This window comes from Marinobacterium jannaschii DSM 6295 (assembly GCF_000620085.1).
GTDB classification, from domain to species: domain Bacteria; phylum Pseudomonadota; class Gammaproteobacteria; order Pseudomonadales; family Balneatricaceae; genus Pontibacterium; species Pontibacterium jannaschii.
This window is the reverse complement of the sequence record NZ_JHVJ01000004.1, coordinates 272841-289815: the sequence shown is the minus strand read 5'-3', so window position 1 is coordinate 289815 and position 16975 is coordinate 272841. Positions and strand designations below refer to the sequence as shown.

The 16975-nt window shown below is 55.4% G+C and carries 13 protein-coding genes; 10 read left to right on the top strand and 3 right to left on the bottom strand.

Features of this window, described 5'->3' with window-relative positions:
• The first annotated feature begins 65 nt into the window (after positions 1-65).
• Positions 66-2633, top strand: coding sequence for a GcvT family protein (locus Q354_RS0102950; RefSeq protein ID WP_027856320.1), 2568 nt, complete (start codon positions 66-68; stop codon positions 2631-2633).
• Positions 2634-2815: 182 nt separating this feature from the next.
• On the opposite strand, the gene Q354_RS0102945 is transcribed toward Q354_RS0102950, so the two are convergent.
• Entirely contained in the window at positions 2816-3193 is a 378-nt protein-coding gene (locus Q354_RS0102945) for an MmcQ/YjbR family DNA-binding protein (protein WP_027856319.1), read from the bottom strand.
• Positions 3194-3510: 317 nt separating this feature from the next.
• Between Q354_RS0102945 and Q354_RS0102940 the strand changes: the two genes are divergently transcribed.
• Positions 3511-4194, top strand: coding sequence for an SDR family oxidoreductase (locus Q354_RS0102940; RefSeq protein WP_027856318.1), 684 nt, complete (start codon positions 3511-3513; stop codon positions 4192-4194).
• Positions 4195-4275: 81 nt separating this feature from the next.
• Here Q354_RS0102940 and ribBA read toward each other — a convergent pair whose 3' ends face one another.
• Positions 4276-5385: a bifunctional 3,4-dihydroxy-2-butanone-4-phosphate synthase/GTP cyclohydrolase II gene (gene ribBA, locus Q354_RS0102935; RefSeq protein WP_027856317.1), complete on the bottom strand. Its 1110-nt coding sequence runs from the start codon at positions 5383-5385 to the stop codon at positions 4276-4278.
• Positions 5386-5542: 157 nt separating this feature from the next.
• Between ribBA and Q354_RS0102930 the strand changes: the two genes are divergently transcribed.
• Complete coding sequence (locus tag Q354_RS0102930; RefSeq protein ID WP_027856316.1) at positions 5543-5836, top strand: DUF1330 domain-containing protein; 294 nt, start codon at positions 5543-5545, stop codon at positions 5834-5836.
• Positions 5837-6089: 253 nt separating this feature from the next.
• On the opposite strand, the gene Q354_RS24385 is transcribed toward Q354_RS0102930, so the two are convergent.
• Positions 6090-7667, bottom strand: a complete 1578-nt coding sequence (locus Q354_RS24385) for a BCCT family transporter (protein WP_084332455.1) — start codon at positions 7665-7667, stop codon at positions 6090-6092.
• 580 nt (positions 7668-8247) lie between these two features.
• On the opposite strand from Q354_RS24385, the gene Q354_RS0102920 reads away from it, so the two are divergent.
• The 7 genes from Q354_RS0102920 (at position 8248) to Q354_RS0102890 (ending at position 16959) form a co-directional block, all read left to right on the top strand.
• The gene (locus Q354_RS0102920; protein ID WP_027856315.1) at positions 8248-9147 is read left to right on the top strand and encodes a LysR family transcriptional regulator; all 900 of its coding nucleotides are present in this window, start codon (positions 8248-8250) and stop codon (positions 9145-9147) included.
• 86 nt (positions 9148-9233) lie between these two features.
• Positions 9234-10154, top strand: coding sequence for an AEC family transporter (locus Q354_RS0102915; RefSeq protein WP_027856314.1), 921 nt, complete (start codon positions 9234-9236; stop codon positions 10152-10154).
• Positions 10155-10617: 463 nt separating this feature from the next.
• A complete protein-coding gene (locus Q354_RS0102910; protein ID WP_027856313.1) occupies positions 10618-11661 on the top strand; it encodes a Leu/Phe/Val dehydrogenase in 1044 nt (347 codons plus the stop codon).
• 15 nt (positions 11662-11676) lie between these two features.
• On the top strand, positions 11677-12765 hold the full coding sequence (gene pdhA, locus Q354_RS0102905) for a pyruvate dehydrogenase (acetyl-transferring) E1 component subunit alpha (RefSeq protein ID WP_027856312.1): 1089 nt from the start codon (positions 11677-11679) through the stop codon (positions 12763-12765).
• On the top strand, positions 12758-13741 hold the full coding sequence (locus Q354_RS0102900) for an alpha-ketoacid dehydrogenase subunit beta (RefSeq protein ID WP_027856311.1): 984 nt from the start codon (positions 12758-12760) through the stop codon (positions 13739-13741). Before pdhA ends, Q354_RS0102900 begins: the two co-directional genes overlap by 8 nt.
• Positions 13738-14853, top strand: coding sequence for a dihydrolipoamide acetyltransferase family protein (locus tag Q354_RS0102895; RefSeq protein WP_027856310.1), 1116 nt, complete (start codon positions 13738-13740; stop codon positions 14851-14853). Before Q354_RS0102900 ends, Q354_RS0102895 begins: the two co-directional genes overlap by 4 nt.
• Positions 14854-15036: 183 nt before the next feature.
• Positions 15037-16959: a PrkA family serine protein kinase gene (locus Q354_RS0102890; RefSeq protein ID WP_027856309.1), complete on the top strand. Its 1923-nt coding sequence runs from the start codon at positions 15037-15039 to the stop codon at positions 16957-16959.
• Positions 16960-16975: the final 16 nt, after the last annotated feature.

Sequence of the window (16975 nt, the reverse complement as noted above, 5' to 3'; positions counted from 1 at the left end):
GGATGAAAGCTGTTTCCTGAATGTAGTGGCACTGATGTGCAAAAACACCGGTTTGGAGAATAGTAATGGCGAAGTTTCCTGCTAAAGCAAAAGTAGTGATTATCGGTCAGGGCGGTATTGTTGGTGCCTCTGTTGTGCATCACCTGATTGAACGGGGCTGGGATGATATTGTAGGTATCGACAAATCGGCCATCCCCACCGACATCGGCTCGACGGCCCACGCATCTGATTTCTGTTTCAATACCATGCATGATCAGATGACGATCTTCACTACCAAGTACAGTATCGATTTCTTCGAGAAAATGGGACGCTATGAGCGGATCGGTGGCCTTGAGGTCGCCCGGGTCGGCGACGATGAGCGTATGGAAGAGCTGAAACGCCGCGTCTCATCCGGCAAGGCCTTCGGCAACAGAGTCCGTATGATCAGCACCGCTGAAGCTAAGGAAAAGTTTCCCTTACTTGAGGAGAGTGTGATCCAGGGCGCGCTATGGGATCCTGATGCCGGCCTGGTTGTGCCCCGCTCTCAAGCGGTTTCGGGTGAACTGGTCGAACAGGCTGTAGAGACCGGCAAATTGAAGGCCTTCGCCAATACCGCCTGTACCGGCCTGAAAGTTGAAGATGGCCGAATTAAAGGCGTTGAAACCACCCGCGGTTACATTGAAGCGGACTATGTCGTGGTATGCGCGGGCTTATGGGGCCGCCTGATCGCGGGGATGGTGGGTGAAGACCTGCCAATCATGCCAGTGGATCACCCGCTGACCTTCTTCAAACCCTTCGACGAATTCGCCGACACCAGGAAGGAGATCGGCTATCCCCTACTCCGCGATCAGGGCAACTCCGCCTATATGCGCGATACCGGCGATCCCAAGACCGCCGAGGGTGGCCAGCTGGAGTGGGGCTACTACGAAGAAAACGCCCCACGTATGTGCCATCCGCGGGATATTCTGGAGAAAGAGGAAGCCCGCCTGTCGCCATCACAGCGAGACCTGGAGCTGGAGGAAGTAATCGATCCACTGGAGCGCGCCATCGAGCTGACACCGATCCTGGGCGAGCTGGGTTATGACGAGAAATACTCCTTCAACGGCCTGTTGCAGGTAACTACAGACGGCGGCCCGTCGATTGGAGAATCGTCCAATGTCCGCGGCCTGTGGTACGCCGAAGCAGTCTGGGTGAAGGATGGCCCGGGTGTCGGCAAGATCGTAGCCGACTGGATGACCGACGGCGTTACCGAATTTGACCATTCCAGTATCGATGTCTCCCGCTTCTATCCGTTCCAGCTGGATGAACAGTTTATCCATGACCGTTGCTACGAATCCGCCTTCAAGATCTATAACCCACCGGTACACAACCGGGAGCCGTTCTCCAAGGGCCGCGACCTGCACCGCAGCCCGTTCTGGGAGCGTGAGAAGGAGCTCGGCGGCTACTTTATGGAAGCCGCTGGCTGGGAGCGCGCCCACGGTTATGCCAGTAACGAACATCTGCTGGAGGAGTATGGAGATCGGATTCCACAACGTGAGAACGAGTGGGATAACCGCCACTTCTGGCGCGTCTCAAACGCCGAACACCTGAAGATGTCCGACGATGTCGGCATGATCAACCTATGCCACTTCGCTATCTATGACGTTACCGGCGAAGATGCTGCCGCGCTGATGGAGTATACCTGCGTTGCCAAGGTGGCGGGCGATACCCCGAATGGTAAAGGGATCTATACCCACTTCCTCGACAATGCCGGTAATGTCCGTGCCGATCTGACGGTGCTGCGCCTGGGCGAAGACCATTTCCGAGTGATCGATGGCGGCGATGCCGGTAACCGTGATTTCGTCTGGATGAAACGCCTGGCGGAGGATAAGGGCTTTACCAATCTAGAGATCACAGATCGCCGTACCGATTTCGGCTGTATCGGCTTGTGGGGTCCAAATGCCCGTACCACCTTGCAGAAGGTGGTCGCTGATCCGGAATCGCTGAGCAATGAGGCCTTCCCGTTCGCCGCAGTAAAAGATATCAGCATCAATGGCGTCACCGTTTCGGCCTTCCGCATCTCCTACGTCGGCGAACAGGGCTGGGAGCTGCACTTCAAGCTGGAAGATGGACTGGCGATCTGGGATGCCCTCCATGCCCAGGGTGTGACGCCGATCGGCATCGAAACCTACGCCAACAGCCGCCGCCTGGAGAAGAGCCTGCGCCTGCAGAATGCGGACCTGCTCACCGAGTACAACCTGGTGGAATCTGGTCTGCAACGTAAAGTAGTCAAGGCGGCTGACTTCCACGGTAAGGAAGCTTATGTGGCGATGCGTGAACGGGAACAGCAACCGGCGTATCTCTGCACCCTAACCATGGTCGACAATACCGATGCCCAAGGCGTCGCCCGCTATCCAGTAGGCATCTGCCCGATTATCGATCCGGAGAGTGGTGAAACCCTGATCGATTCCGTTGGCCGCCGTTCCTATACTTCCAGTATCGCTTACGGCCCCAGTGTCGGTAAGAATATCGCCCTGGGCTACCTGCCGTATGAATACTGCCAGGTTGGCCGGGAACTGCAGATCGAGTACTTCGATGAAGCTTATAAGGTGAAGGTAGAGGCGGTGGGTTGTGTGGGACTCTATGATCCGGAAAACCTGAAGCCTAAATCATAAATCCGGCCTGCAAGGCATCTCTGAGTTACTCAGAGGTGCCTTATTCAATACTCTCAAAGTCGGGACTAACCGATAACAGCCGCTGCCAGATAATGTAGAAGTTCTAACCTCTCCAGAAATTGCTTGGCAACTCCCGCCCGGCGACCGCTCAACGCTAGTCAGTAACAGAGTAGCATGCCGGCTTAGCTATCCGCCTGTTGAGCGGCGAGCAAGGCCAATGCATCGCGTTCGGCCTTTTTCAGCCCTTTCACCACCAGCTGATAACTGTTATCGATCATTCGCTCGATCTCACCGTCCGGCAGTGAACCATCGATCAAAACCGTATTCCAGTGGCGCTTGTTCATATGGTAGCCCGGTAACACGGCCTCAAACAGATCCCGCAGCATCAGCGCTTCCTGTGGATCACATTTAAGGTTGACCCTGACCGGATCATCCGCCGGGTCATACAGAGCGAACATCTTACCCCGTACCTTAAACACTCTGACGTCAGGTCCAAATGGATACTCCATCACCGCACCTGGCTTGGCTGCCAGATAGTCGGACAACTGCTGTTTGTTCACAAGGCGCTCCCTACAATCGCTGTTCGCTACAGGATACCTCAATCAATAAGCAGCGATGCTGTAATCAGGCCAATCCCTGTTTATGCACAATAGGTCCAAGCGATGGATCATTCCCATGCGTCGGAAGCTGACCCGACACCCTATCACCCCTATTTCATAGACCTAAAGTGTCGAGCTACGTGCATCGATTAACCCTGCTATATAAGGAGTAAAGACTCAAGTATCGTGAATCAGCTATTCTTCTCTTTGCCAATCGGCAGGAATCCCCCCGGTAAGATGCCGAACAAAACCGTTGTACGAATAGGAAACCCTAGATTATGGAAACAGTACTGATAACAGGAGCTTCAAGAGGGATCGGTCTTGAGATTACGAAGCAGTTCCTTGAATCGGGCTACAACGTGATTTCGACCTATCGAGGGCAGCCATCACAAGAGCTAGCGGCGCTGCAGTCTTCAAGCCATCTAGTGATCTACGAGCTCGAAGTTACGAACGAGAATTCCGTATCTAAGCTGGTCGAGAATGTTGCTGGCATGCCGATAGATATCTTGATTAACAATGCGGGCGTTCTTGGTCCAGAGAAACAGACGCTGGACACTATTGATGCTTCGGGCTGGCTCGAAACGATAGCCGTAAACACCATTTCACCCTTGCTGGTCAGTCGGGCCTTTATACCGAACCTAGAACTCTCCACAAATCCAAGAATTATTACCATCTCTAGCCAAATGGGTTCGTTACAGCGGGAAAGTGGCGGTATGTATGCCTATGGAAGCTCCAAGGCCGCCGTTAATAAGGTGATGCAAATGTTGTCCCTGGAACTAAAGGCATCAGGGATCACCGTTTGCCCTGTTCACCCGGGGTGGGTAAAAACCGATATGGGAGGCTCCGAAGCCGACATTACGGTTCAGGAGAGTGCATCAGGCATCGTAGCGCTGGCGCAAAGCCTGGATATTCAGCAGACAGGTAAGTTTTTTACCTGGGAAGCTAAAGAACATGATTGGTAAATACCCCTTGTCTGGAACACCGGACCCATCGGCACCGTTCCAAATGGAAGAACCCGGCCAATAGACCGGGTTCTTTTCTCATCAGTTGGCTTCCGGTTCGAAAGGCAGCGTTTCCACCACCTCCAGATCGTAGCCCTCCAGGCCGGTAAAACGCCAGGGTGGCCCCAGATGGCGGATCTGGCGCAGCCCGATATCCTTCAATATCTGGGCACCGGTACCTACATCGGCAAATACCTTCTTACGTACATCCTGCTTCTGCTGCACCAGCTGCGGCGCACGCTGCAACAGGCTGGCAGCGGTATCGGTATTCCCCAGGGCAACAACCACCCCTTTACCCTCATTTGCCACCTCTTCAAGCGCTGCCCACAGGCTCCAGTTCTGCGGACCGCTATATTCGGCGCCGATCAGGTCACGTAATGGATCGATCACATGCACCCGGACTAAGGTTGGTTCATCAGCCCTGACATCCCCCATCACCAGGGCGATATGCACAGCATCATCCAGCTTGTCCTCGTAGGTGATCATATTGAACTCACCATGTACCGTTGGCAGATTCTGCTGGCCAATACGGCTAACAGTCGTTTCATTCGCCAGGCGATAGTGAATCAGGTCGGCGATAGTACCGATCTTTAAACCATGCTTCTCGGCAAAGATCTCCAGATCGGGACGGCGTGCCATTGAGCCATCTTCATTCATGATCTCAATAATTACGGCCGATGGCTTGAAGCCTGCCAGCCCGGCCAGATCACAACCTGCTTCGGTATGACCGGCGCGGGTCAGCACTCCGCCATTTCGTGCCCGCAGCGGGAAGATATGGCCCGGCTGTACCAGGTCAGCCGGACGAGCATCAGCTGCGACGGCAGCGCGCACGGTTTCGGCCCTATCCGCCGCAGAGATACCGGTGGTGACATTGGCTGCGGCATCCACTGAGATCGTGAAGGCAGTACCATAGGCGCAGCCGTTATCCGGCACCATCATCTGCAAGCCCAGCTGATCACAACGGGCCTCATCCAGTGTCAGACAGATCAACCCCCGGGCATGCGTGGCCATAAAGTTAATCGCTTCAGGTGTTACAGCTTCAGCGGCCATGACCAGGTCGCCTTCATTTTCCCGGTCTTCATCGTCCACCAGGATAACCATCTTTCCCTGACGGATATCTTCGATAATCTCTTCGCTGCTGTTAAATCGCATAGTTTCTTCTTCTTAAAACGGGCCCGCCCTGACGTGGTCCCTTGCCTGCAAGCTGCGGCATTCAGCTACCACTACTGCCTATAAATCCTATCGCCAGATGTCGGGGATTTTTGTAGGATATGATCATGGTATACCATAATACAAAGAGAGACAAAACATGAAAGGTTATTGGATAGCGTTTGTCGATGTGACCCACCCTGAGCAATATCAGGACTACCTCAAGCTGGCTCCAGCGGCACTGAAAGCCTATGGCGCCCGTATTCTGGCGCGTAGCGATCAGCTCACCGCCCTGGAAGGATTCACCCAGCCGCCGAGCCGTGCTGTGGTGCTAGAGTTCGATAGCTACGAGCAGGCGCTCGCCTGCTACAACTCTCCGGAATACCAGCAGGCCTGCCATCACCGCCAGGACGCGGCAAATGCACAGATTGTCATTATGAAAGGCTCCGACTGACAGCCCATTCAAGTTAACCCCTGCGGGCAGAAAGACGGCTTATATAACAGCCTTTCTGCCCGCCCTCCCTGTACCTGCAATACCATCGCTGTTCGCAATCCCCCTATTCCCATACGCGCACCTATCTGACAAGACACAAAAAAACGCGGCCAAGGCCGCGTATTAAGGGGTGACGAGAGAAAGCCATTACTCTCACTCTGTCGCAGTAGCTCTGCCACAGTCGTACATTGCGACTGTGGCATCATTCAGATGACTATCCGTTGCTTGGAGTCGTCTGCGCCATCACGGCGCTGTCGCTATCATCCTGTTCCGGCGTCAGGTCTTTATCTACTGCCGTTGGATACACTACGCCATTGGCTTCATCATTAAGCCCTTTTACCAGTGCAGCACACATAAACAGCAGCACCACTGAGAATGGCAGAGCAGCCGCAATGGTCGCCGTCTGCAGCGCTTTCAGGCCTCCAGCCAGCAGCAGAACAGCCGCTACAGCCCCCAATCCCAGGCCCCAGAAGATACGGAAGCGCTGTGGCGGGTTACGGTCACCCATCGACAGGATGGTGCAGATTACCAGGGTTCCGGAGTCAGCAGACGTCACGAACCAGGTGACGATCATAAAGGTCGCCAGTGCAGCCATCGGCCAGGTCAGCGCTTCTACACCCAGAGCTTCGATGGTTTTATACAACGCCAGGGTCATATCATTGTTCACAGCATCAACGATACCGCCGGCACCATAGAGTTCGATATGCAGCGCGCTGCCACCAAAGATAACGATCCACAGGAAGCCACCCAGGGGTGGGATAATCAGTGCACTTAACAGGAACTGACGGATAGTGCGGCCACGGGAGATACGCGCAATAAACAGACCTACCAGCGGGCCCCAGGAGAGCCACCAGCCCCAGTAGAAGATCGTCCACCAGCCCTGCCACTGGCTTTCCGGATTCGGATCAGTCCAGAAGCCCATTGGAATCAGGTTCCACATGTAGTCGCCAACGCTGGTCGCAAACATCCCCAGCAGGAAGACAGTCGGTCCGGCCAGCAGGAAGAAGCCAATCAGTACCAGACTGATACGGATGTTCCAGACACTCAGCCAGCGAATACCTTTTTCCACGCCGGACACGGCGGATACGGTACCCACCACGGAGATGGCGGCAATCAGGATGATCTGTGTTGTGGTGGAGATTTCGATGCCGAACAGGTAGTTCAATCCGGCATTCATCTGCGCGACGCCCAGGCCGAGGGTAGTGGTCGTACCGAACAGCGTGCTGAAGATCGCCAGCATATCAACGGCATGTCCGATCGGACCGTAAATGCGCTCCCCCAGAATCGGGTAGAGCGCCGAGCGCACAGTCAGGGGCAAGCCGCGACGGTAGGTAAAGTAAGCCAGCGCCAGACCTACGATGATATAAATCGCCCAGCCATGCAGGCCCCAATGGAACAGGGTGATGCGCATCGCCATCTGCGCCGCTTCAGCGCTACCGGCCTCAATCCCGGCCATGCTGATAAACGGGTTTCCCTGAAAATGGAAGATCGGCTCGGCAATACTCCAGAACAGAATGCCTACGCCGATTGCGCAGCTGAACAGCATGGAAAACCAGGTAAAGAAGCCGAATTCAGGCTTCTCATCGTCAGCGCCCAGGCGCAGATCACCAAAGCGGCTAAACGCCACCCAGACGGAAAAGAACAGCACCAGGCTGACCACCGTTACGTAGTACCAGTTCAGTGTACTCTGAATCCAGTTCTTGATATCGCTATAGACCCCATTAGCGAGATCCACATTGAGTACGGTAAATAACACAAACGCCAGCACCATGGCTTTTGATGCTATCCCCATACCGGGATGAATCCCGCTAAGTAAACCTTTGTCGGCTAACAACTTGTTGGGCTGCATATCGCAATGCTCCCTTTTTGTTTTTGTTTGGTTAAGGCTCGTCAACGTCCGCCTGGCCTCGGTGGCGAACGATACAAGCACAGATTGAAGAGCGCCTTCGGTATTATGGTATACCATGTACCAAAAACTCAAATCAACCAAACCAGACTGGTATACCAAAGGACCATACGGCTTGACAGAACCGCTGATGGAGAGCCACCAGGCCGCTGAAGCGACTGTTTCCTAAAGGATTAGTCCGTTTATGCGGGATACGAAGCAGAAGATGGAAAATCAGACCAAATAAAAAAAACGTCACCGATTGCCGTTTTTGTTGCAGGCCAGGTTGGATAAAAACCTAGCTTGGCAAGCGGGGAGCACTAGGGCCAGGAGCATACAGACGCATGCTCTCGAGAGAAAAAGTGAGCCAGGCCGGCTTCTGTTCAGACAGCTATTCTCTACAGTGACAACGCCGCCAGTTAGAGCCTCTATACAGCCTCCTCTCTCAGCTGCATACTCTGCTGCAGTATCCGCAGGAATAAAGTCCATGTCCCTGAAAGCCCTTCGTGCCCTGCAAGCGATTGATCGTCATGGCAGCTTCGCCGCAGCCGGCGAACAGCTTGGCCTGACCCAGGCAGCCATCAGCCAGCAGGTCCACCAGCTGGAGGATCAGCTCGGCCTGCGCCTGTTCGATAAGGTCGGGCGCAGCCAGGTACTGAATCATGATGGTCGCATTGTGCTGGAGCGCTCCGAAGCGATTCTCAGTGCCTACAGCCGGCTCGGAGAGGGGCTGGGAGATCCCACCCAGTTTCGCGGCGAACTGATGATCGGCGCGGTCTTCAGTGTCCAGACCGGACCTCTGGGACCGGTGCTGGCACGACTGCGCGATCTCTATCCACAGCTGAAGATTAAGGTGTTTCGCGGTATGTCCGATGAGCTGATGCGCCGGGTCGAGAACAGTGAGCTGGATGCAGTGCTGATCACCGAGCCACGCCAGCCATTCAGCGATACCTTCAGCTGGCATACGCTGGATAGCGAGCCTTTCTATGTGGTGGCACACCGTTCGCTGAGGGCTGAAAGTGATGAGCAGCTGTTGCGCGAGCAACCTTTTATGCGCCTCGATCCCAAGGCGTTTGCAGGCACCATGATCGATAACGAATTACGCCGCCGCGGCATAATCCCGAATGAGATTATGGAGCTGGACTCGCTGCAGGCCGCGACCATGATGGTGGAACAGCAGCTGGGCATCACTGTGATGCCCTTTGGCAGCACTATGTACCCTTACTACAGCGAGCGCTTTCGGGTGATCCCCTTTGGCAGCCCGGTGATCCATCGTAACCTGGGGGTCTACCAGCGGCGGGAACACAGCCGCCGGACACTGGTCAGGGTACTGATCGAGGAGTATGAGCGTTACCTGGCTGAGCCGGAACAGAATCCCGAAAGCTAAATTTTTTCTTATATAAAGCTCAAAATAATATAAATTTTTATTTAGCCTGATATCTCCTATGCTGGCGGCAATACAAGGAGAAAGCGATGCCCGTTGCCATAGAAGTCCTGATTCCTGTTACCCTCTGCGTGCTGATCGGCTTTGTCGCCCGGCGCCATTTTGCCATTGGTAATGAAGTCTGGGCCGGTATCGAAAAGCTCACCTACTACCTGTTTGCCCCCTCTCTGCTGATCGTATCCCTCGCCAACAAGCCTCTGAACGAGCTGGCCTGGCAGGGTATTCTCAGCACTCTGGTTCTGGTGCTTCTGCTCAGCAGCCTGCTGTTGGTAATCATCCAGTTGCTGTTTCGCCCCTTTGATGGCCCCTCGTTTACCTCGGTATTTCAGGGCGGCGTGCGTTTTAACAGTTTTGTTGCCCTGGCCCTGACCGACCTGTTGTTCGGCGCCGAAGGTATGGTGATCGGAGCACTGGCCGCGGTGGTTGTAGTGATTACGGTCAATATCCTCTGTGTCACGGTTTTTACCGTGGCGGGTGCGGACAGCGGCGGCTGGCGCAAACTACCCAAGCAGCTCGCGACTAATCCATTGATTCTGGGCTGTGTTGCCGGCCTGAGCCTGAACCTCAGCGGAGTCGGGATTTCCGGCCCGACTGAATCGCTGCTGGCGATGCTGGGTAAAGTCGCGCTGCCCATGGCACTGCTCTCGGTGGGTGCGGCGCTGCAACCGGCCGACACACGCGGTAGTCTGGGAATGATCGGCGCTACCTCGCTGTTGCAGTTCCTGGTCAAGCCAGTCGCTGCGGTCTTTGCTGCCAGCTGGTTCGGGCTGGAGGGCATTACCGTCACCATCGTCGTCATCTGTCTCGCGGTACCCACAGCGCCTTCAGCCTACATTCTGGCACGCCAGCTGGGAGGCAACGCCAACGCAATGTCGGCGATTATCACCGCCCAGACTCTGATTGCCTTTATCACCCTGCCGCTGACCCTGAGCCTGCTATTGCCAGCCTGAGCGAGCGCCATATAGCCCCGCTCAGGCTGCAGTGTACCGGGCTGACGCGTCCCGCGCCTGAGCCCGGTTCCAAGCGGAAACAGCTTAAGAGCCGGACAGTGTCACTGGCATTGAAAACGAACGTTTAATCAGTCAGATAGCGGTATAAACTCAAACTTCCCCATTATTGATACAAAATATTTTTTCCTGTTTCAGCAATGCAACAACGCTGTAACAGTTTTTTAGCAACACCCCCGCTGTTTTCAGGCCTCCCCGGCCGCTTTTGCAACTGCGTAAAATCCAGCCCATTTGCCATAACCTCACCGAATACAAGGGGTTATCTACCTGAACTTTGCAATGGGCTGTGCTATCCAAAAGTAAGGAGAAACTAATTTGAAAACGGTGTTATCCGGCACGGCCACCACAGTCCGGACGACACCTGAGCTGCCGTTTTCCTGGTCTCACAAGTACGGAGGACCCCGTCATGTTCGAACAGATGGAAAACACCGGTTTAGAGCGCCTGCATTTCGCCAGTGATCCGGAGAGTGGACTTCAGGCAATTATTGCCATCCACTCCACGATCCTCGGCCCGGCGATTGGCGGCTGTCGTTTTATAGAGTATGACAGCGATGCCGATGCAATCTTTGATGCCTGCCGGCTGGCCCGGGGGATGAGCTACAAAGCCGCACTGGCCGACCTGCCTCACGGCGGCGCCAAGTCGGTGATTATCAAGCCCCGCAGACCCTTCGACCGGCAGCAGCTGATGCAGGCCTTCGGTCGCTTTGTCGATAACCTCGGTGGTGCTTATATAGCCGCCATGGACAGCGGTACCCAAACCAGCGATATGGACGCGATCCGCTCTTCAACCCGCTACGTCACCTGTACCAGCGATATCGGTGATCCCAGCCCCTTTACCGCCCGTGGCGTCGTTGCAGGTATTCAGGCGGCGGTTGCCAGCAAGCTGGGCCACGACAACCTGTCCGGTATCTCTGTGGCTATACAGGGACTGGGCCATGTCGGCTTTGCCGTGGCACAGCAGTTACACCAGCTTGGTGCCCGGCTGTTTGTCGCCGATATCGACCGTAGCCGGATGGAAGCGGCGGTAAACCAGCTGGATGCCATTCCGGTTGCCTGCGATGAAATCCTTAAGGTACGGGTCGATGTACTCTGCCCCTGTGGCCTTGGCGCCATCATTAACGACCAGAGTATCCAGCAGTTACATTGCCGGATCATCGCCGGCTCGGCCAATAACCAGTTGCTGGACGAACAGCACGGCGAGCAACTGCAACAGATGGGCATTCTCTATGCCCCTGACTATCTGATCAATGCGGGCGGGCTGATCTTCGCCGCCTTGCAGCACACCGGTCACAGTCATGAAGCGATTGACCGGAAAGTCTGCGCCATCGGTACCGCCCTGCGCCAGCTGTTTGACATGGCAGAGCGCTCCGGCACCCCCACCCATCGCATCGCCAATCAGCAGGCGGACGCGATCATCAGTGAAGCACGTCGACTGACGTCTGCGGCATAAACAATGGAGGCTGCGATGGAAACTGTATATCAGGGCGAGATCCGCCTGAACCGATACCTCGATAAAGAGGGAACACCTCTGCAGGCGATCCCGCAATGGGCCTGCGAGCCCGGCTGGCTAACCGACTGCTACCGCAATATGGTGCTGGCCCGGGCACTGGACAGCAAAGCGATCGCCCTGCAGCGAACCGGACAGATGGGCACCTACGCCTCACTGCTGGGGGCCGAAGCGATCGATGTGGTCTGCGGCATGGTGATGCGTCAGGAGGATGTACTGATCCCCTACTACCGTAACCATGCCAGCCAGATGCTGCGCGGCATGAAGATGGAAGAGGTGATGTATTACTGGGGCGGTGATGAGCGCGGCAACGCCGCCGCGGGCGCCGGTGAGGACTTTCCCAACTGCGTACCGATCGCCACCCAGTCACTGCACGCCTGCGGTGTTGCTACCGCGATCAAGGCACGCGGCGAGAAACGGGTGGCTGTCACCATGTGCGGTGACGGGGCAACCTCAAAAGGCGACTTCCTCGAAGCGCTCAATGTCGCCGGGGCCTGGCAGCTACCGGTGGTGTTTATCATCAACAACAACCAGTGGGCCATCTCCGTGCCCCGTGCTATCCAGTGCGGCGCGCCGACCCTGGCACAGAAAGCGATCGGGGCCGGTATCCGTGGCGAGCAGGTTGATGGCAACGATGCGATCGCCATGCGTGAAGCGCTGCAACTGGCGCTGGACCGGGCCCGTGACGGCAAAGGCCCGAGTGTTATCGAAGCGCTCAGCTACCGCTTGTCCGATCACACCACCGCCGACGATGCCACCCGCTACCGCGAGAATGCCGAACTGAAACAGGCGTGGGAAGTAGAACCGATCAAACGCCTGCGTAACTACCTGCACAATAACGGCTGGTGGGATGAGACCCAGGAACAGAGCTGGAGCCAGGAGGTAAACCAGATGGTGCAGCGCGCTGCTGAAAACTACCTGGCCAGCGATACCCAGCCAGTAGAAACCACCTTTGATTACCTTTACGCCGAACTGCCTGACAGCCTGCGCGAACAGCGCGACTGGGCTCAGGTACGTGCGATGCAGGGAGGAAGCCACGATGAGTGATCCAATCACAATGGTCGAAGCGGTCAACCTGGCGCTGGCCCACGAACTGCGCAGCGATTCCAATGTCGTGGTACTGGGCGAGGACGTTGGCGTCAACGGCGGCGTATTCCGTGCCACCGCGGGCCTGCGGGAAGAGTTTGGCATCAAGCGGGTGATGGATACACCGCTGGCCGAAACCATGATCGCCGGCCTGAGTATCGGTATGGCCTCACAGGGCATGAAGCCGGTGGCCGAGATGCAGTTTATGGGCTTTATCTTCCCGGCACTGGAGCAGATTATCTGCCACGCCGCACGCTTGCGAAACCGTACCCGTGGACGCCTGACCTGCCCGATGGTGTTACGCGCGCCCTTTGGTGGCGGCATCCGCGCCCCGGAACACCATTCAGAGAGTACCGAAGCCCTGTTGGCGCATATTCCCGGCCTGCGAGTAGTGATTCCCTCCTCTCCGGCCCGTGCCTATGGCCTGTTGCTGGCGGCGATCCGTAACCCCGACCCGGTGATTTTCCTTGAGCCTAAGCGGATCTACCGCGTAGCCAAACAGCCGGTTGCCGATAACGGCGAGGCGCTACCACTCGATCGCTGCTTTACCCTGCGCGAGGGCAGCGATCTGACCCTGATCAGCTGGGGCGCCATGGTCAAGGAGACGCTGGAAGCGGCAGAAAAGCTGGCCACTGAGGATATCCACTGTGAAGTGATCGATGTCGCCACCGTCAGCCCGCTGGATAAAGAAACCCTGCTCAGTTCCGTCAGTAAGACCGGCCGCTGCGTGATCGTGCAGGAAGCACCACGCCACTGCTCGGTGGGCAGTGAGATCTCTTCGCTGATATCGGAACAGGCCCTGCTCGATCTGCAGGCCCCCGTTGGCCGGGTCAGCGGTTACGACACCGTGATGCCCTATTACAAACTGGAAAACCAGTACCTGCCCAATGTGAAAGACATTATGGAAACGGTCAAACAGACACTGGAGTTCGCATGAAATATTTCAAACTGCCAGATCTGGGCGAAGGCCTCCCTGAAGCCGAGATTCTGGAATGGCACGTGAATGAAGGGGATGAAGTCAAAGTCGATCAGGTACTGGTCTCAGTCGAGACGGCCAAGGCGATCGTCGAGGTACCCTCCCCCCAGAACGGTGTCATCGCACATCTGTTCGGCGAAGCCGGCGACACTATCCATACCGGCGAGCCGGTGGTTGAATTTGTCACCGATGAGGCTGAAGACAGTGGCACCGTGGTCGGCGAGATTGAAACCGCCGGCCATAGCGCTTCGGAAGATCACTTCATCATCGGTGCCGCCCCCGGAAACCGGCAGAACGGTAACCGTGCCACTCCGGCTGTACGGGCGCTGGCGAAGCGCCTCAATGTCGACCTGAGCGGCCTGCATGGTAGCGGCCACAATGGCATGATCACGCCACAGGATGTAGAGAAAGCCGCCAGCATGGACCGGTTACACGGCAAGGCCGAACCCTTGCGCGGGGTACTCAAGCATATGGCGCGCAATATGGCCCAGGCCCATGCCGAAGTGGTTCCGGTCACCCTGTGTGAAGATGTCGATATCCACCGCTGGCCAAAAGGCACCGATATCACTATGCGCCTGATACAGGCGATCGCCCGGGCTTGTCAGGCCGAACCCTCTCTCAACGCCTGGTTCGATGGTCGCAGCATGAGCCGTCGCTTGCACAATAAGGTCCACCTGGGGATCGCCGTCGATACCGAGCAGGGCCTGTTCGTCCCGGTGATGCAGAATATCGCCAGCCGCTCACCGGATAACCTGCGCGATGGGCTGGAAAACCTGCGACAGGCGGTACGCTCGCGCAAAATCCCACCTGAAGATCTGCAGGGCGCCACCATCACCCTGAGTAATTTCGGCACCATTGCCGGGCGATATGCCAATCCGATTGTAGTACCGCCACAGGTAGCCATTCTCGGTGCGGGAGTCATCCGCGATCAGGTGGTGCCGTTTGACGGCGAAGTGGTCATACACCGCACTCTTCCCCTCTCATTGACATTTGATCACCGGGTAATCACCGGCGGGGAAGCCGCACGCTTTATGGGGATTTTGATCGAGGATTTAAAAAAAGAATATGCTTAATAATCAAGTAGTTAAGAAACAAGTTGCATTCTGAAAAAAATAACGGTCTAAACAGTTATTGAGCGCTTTTGCCCTCAGAATGTGAACTAAACTGAAATCAAACAGCAAGAATGAGTGTACAGAAATGAGCCCGTAACTAGTTGTCTGACAACAGGTTAACGCTTAGAAAGGAAGGTGAAAACCATGAGTATCTTCGATCATTACAAAGCCCGTTACTCGTCTACACAGAAGGAAGAGATGTCGCTCGACGAATATCTCGCTCTATGTAAAGAAGACCCGATGGCGTACGCCGACGCCCCGGAAAGGATGCTGAAAGCGATCGGTGAACCGGAGATGGTTGACACCTCCCGAGACCCCAGACTGAGTCGAATTTTTTCCAATAAGCTGATTAAACGCTACCCGGCGTTCAGCGAATTTCATGGCATGGAGGAAGCGATAGAAAATATCGTCGCCTATTTCAAACATGCCTCCCAGGGACTGGAAGAGAAGAAACAGATCCTTTACCTGCTCGGCCCTGTAGGGGGTGGTAAATCCTCCCTGGCAGAGCGCTTGAAAAGCCTGATGGAACATGTGCCATTCTATGCCATTAAAGGCTCACCGGTGTTTGAATCGCCACTGGGGCTCTTCAATCCGGATGAAGATGGCGACATCCTGGAACAGGAATATGGAATTCCAAAGCGTTACCTGAAAGGCATCATGTCGCCCTGGGCGGTCAAACGAATGCATGAATACGGTGGTGACCTGTCCAAATTCCGGGTGGTTAAACTCTATCCCTCTATCCTCGACCAGGTCGCCATCGCCAAGACCGAGCCGGGTGATGAGAACAACCAGGATATCTCCAGCCTGGTGGGTAAAGTGGATATCCGTAAACTGGAAGAGTTCCCGCAGCACGATCCCGATGCCTACAGCTTCTCCGGCGGCCTCTGCCGTGCCAACCAGGGTATGATGGAATTCGTGGAGATGTTTAAGGCACCGATTAAAGTGCTGCATCCCCTGCTGACCGCGACCCAGGAAGGTAACTACAACAGTACCGAGGGTATGGGGGCAATTCCATACAGCGGTATCCTGCTGGCGCACTCCAATGAATCGGAGTGGCAGACCTTCAAAAACAACAAGACCAACGAAGCCTTTATAGACCGTGTCTACATCGTCAAGGTGCCTTACTGCACCCGGGTGACGGAAGAGATACTGATCTACGAGAAACTGCTGGAACACAGCTCACTCTCTGAAGCGCCCTGCGCCCCGGATACGCTGAATATGCTGGCGCAGTTCACCGTGCTGTCCCGCGTCAAAGAGCCGGAAAACTCCAGCCTTTACTCGAAAATGCGCATCTATGACGGTGAAAACCTGAAGGATACCGATCCTAAAGCCAAATCTCAGCAGGAATACAAGGACGCCGCCGGTGTTGATGAAGGTATGGATGGCCTCTCGACCCGATTCGCCTTTAAGATCCTGTCAAAGGTCTTCAATTTTGATGCCTCCGAAGTGGCGGCTAACCCGGTACACCTGTTGTATGTGCTGGAGAAAGAGATTGAACAACAGCAGTTTGCACCAGAGATTCAGGAACGCTACCTGGGCTTCCTGAAAGAATATGTGGCACCGAAGTATATCGAGTACCTGGGTAAAGAGATCCAGACCGCTTATCTGGAATCCTATTCAGAGTACGGCCAGAATATCTTTGACCGCTACTGCACTTATGCTGACTTCTGGATTCAGGATCAGGAGTATCGCGATCCGGAAACCGGCGATATTCTCGACCGTCAGTCAATTAACGAAGAGCTGGAAAAAGTCGAGAAACCGGCCGGTATCAGCAACCCGAAAGACTTCCGGCACGAGATCGTCAACTTCGTTCTGCGCGCCCGCGCCTCCAATAACGGCAACAATCCGACCTGGATGAGCTACGAGAAGATGCGTTCAGTGATCGAGAAAAAAATGTTCTCCAACACTGAAGACCTGTTACCGGTCATCTCCTTCAATGCCAAGGCATCCAGCGACGACCAGACCAAACACAGTGAGTTTGTAAACCGCATGATCGAACGTGGTTACACTGAAAAACAGGTTCGCCTGCTTTCCGAATGGTATATCCGCGTACGTAAGTCGCAGTAACCACTCACTTCCAGAC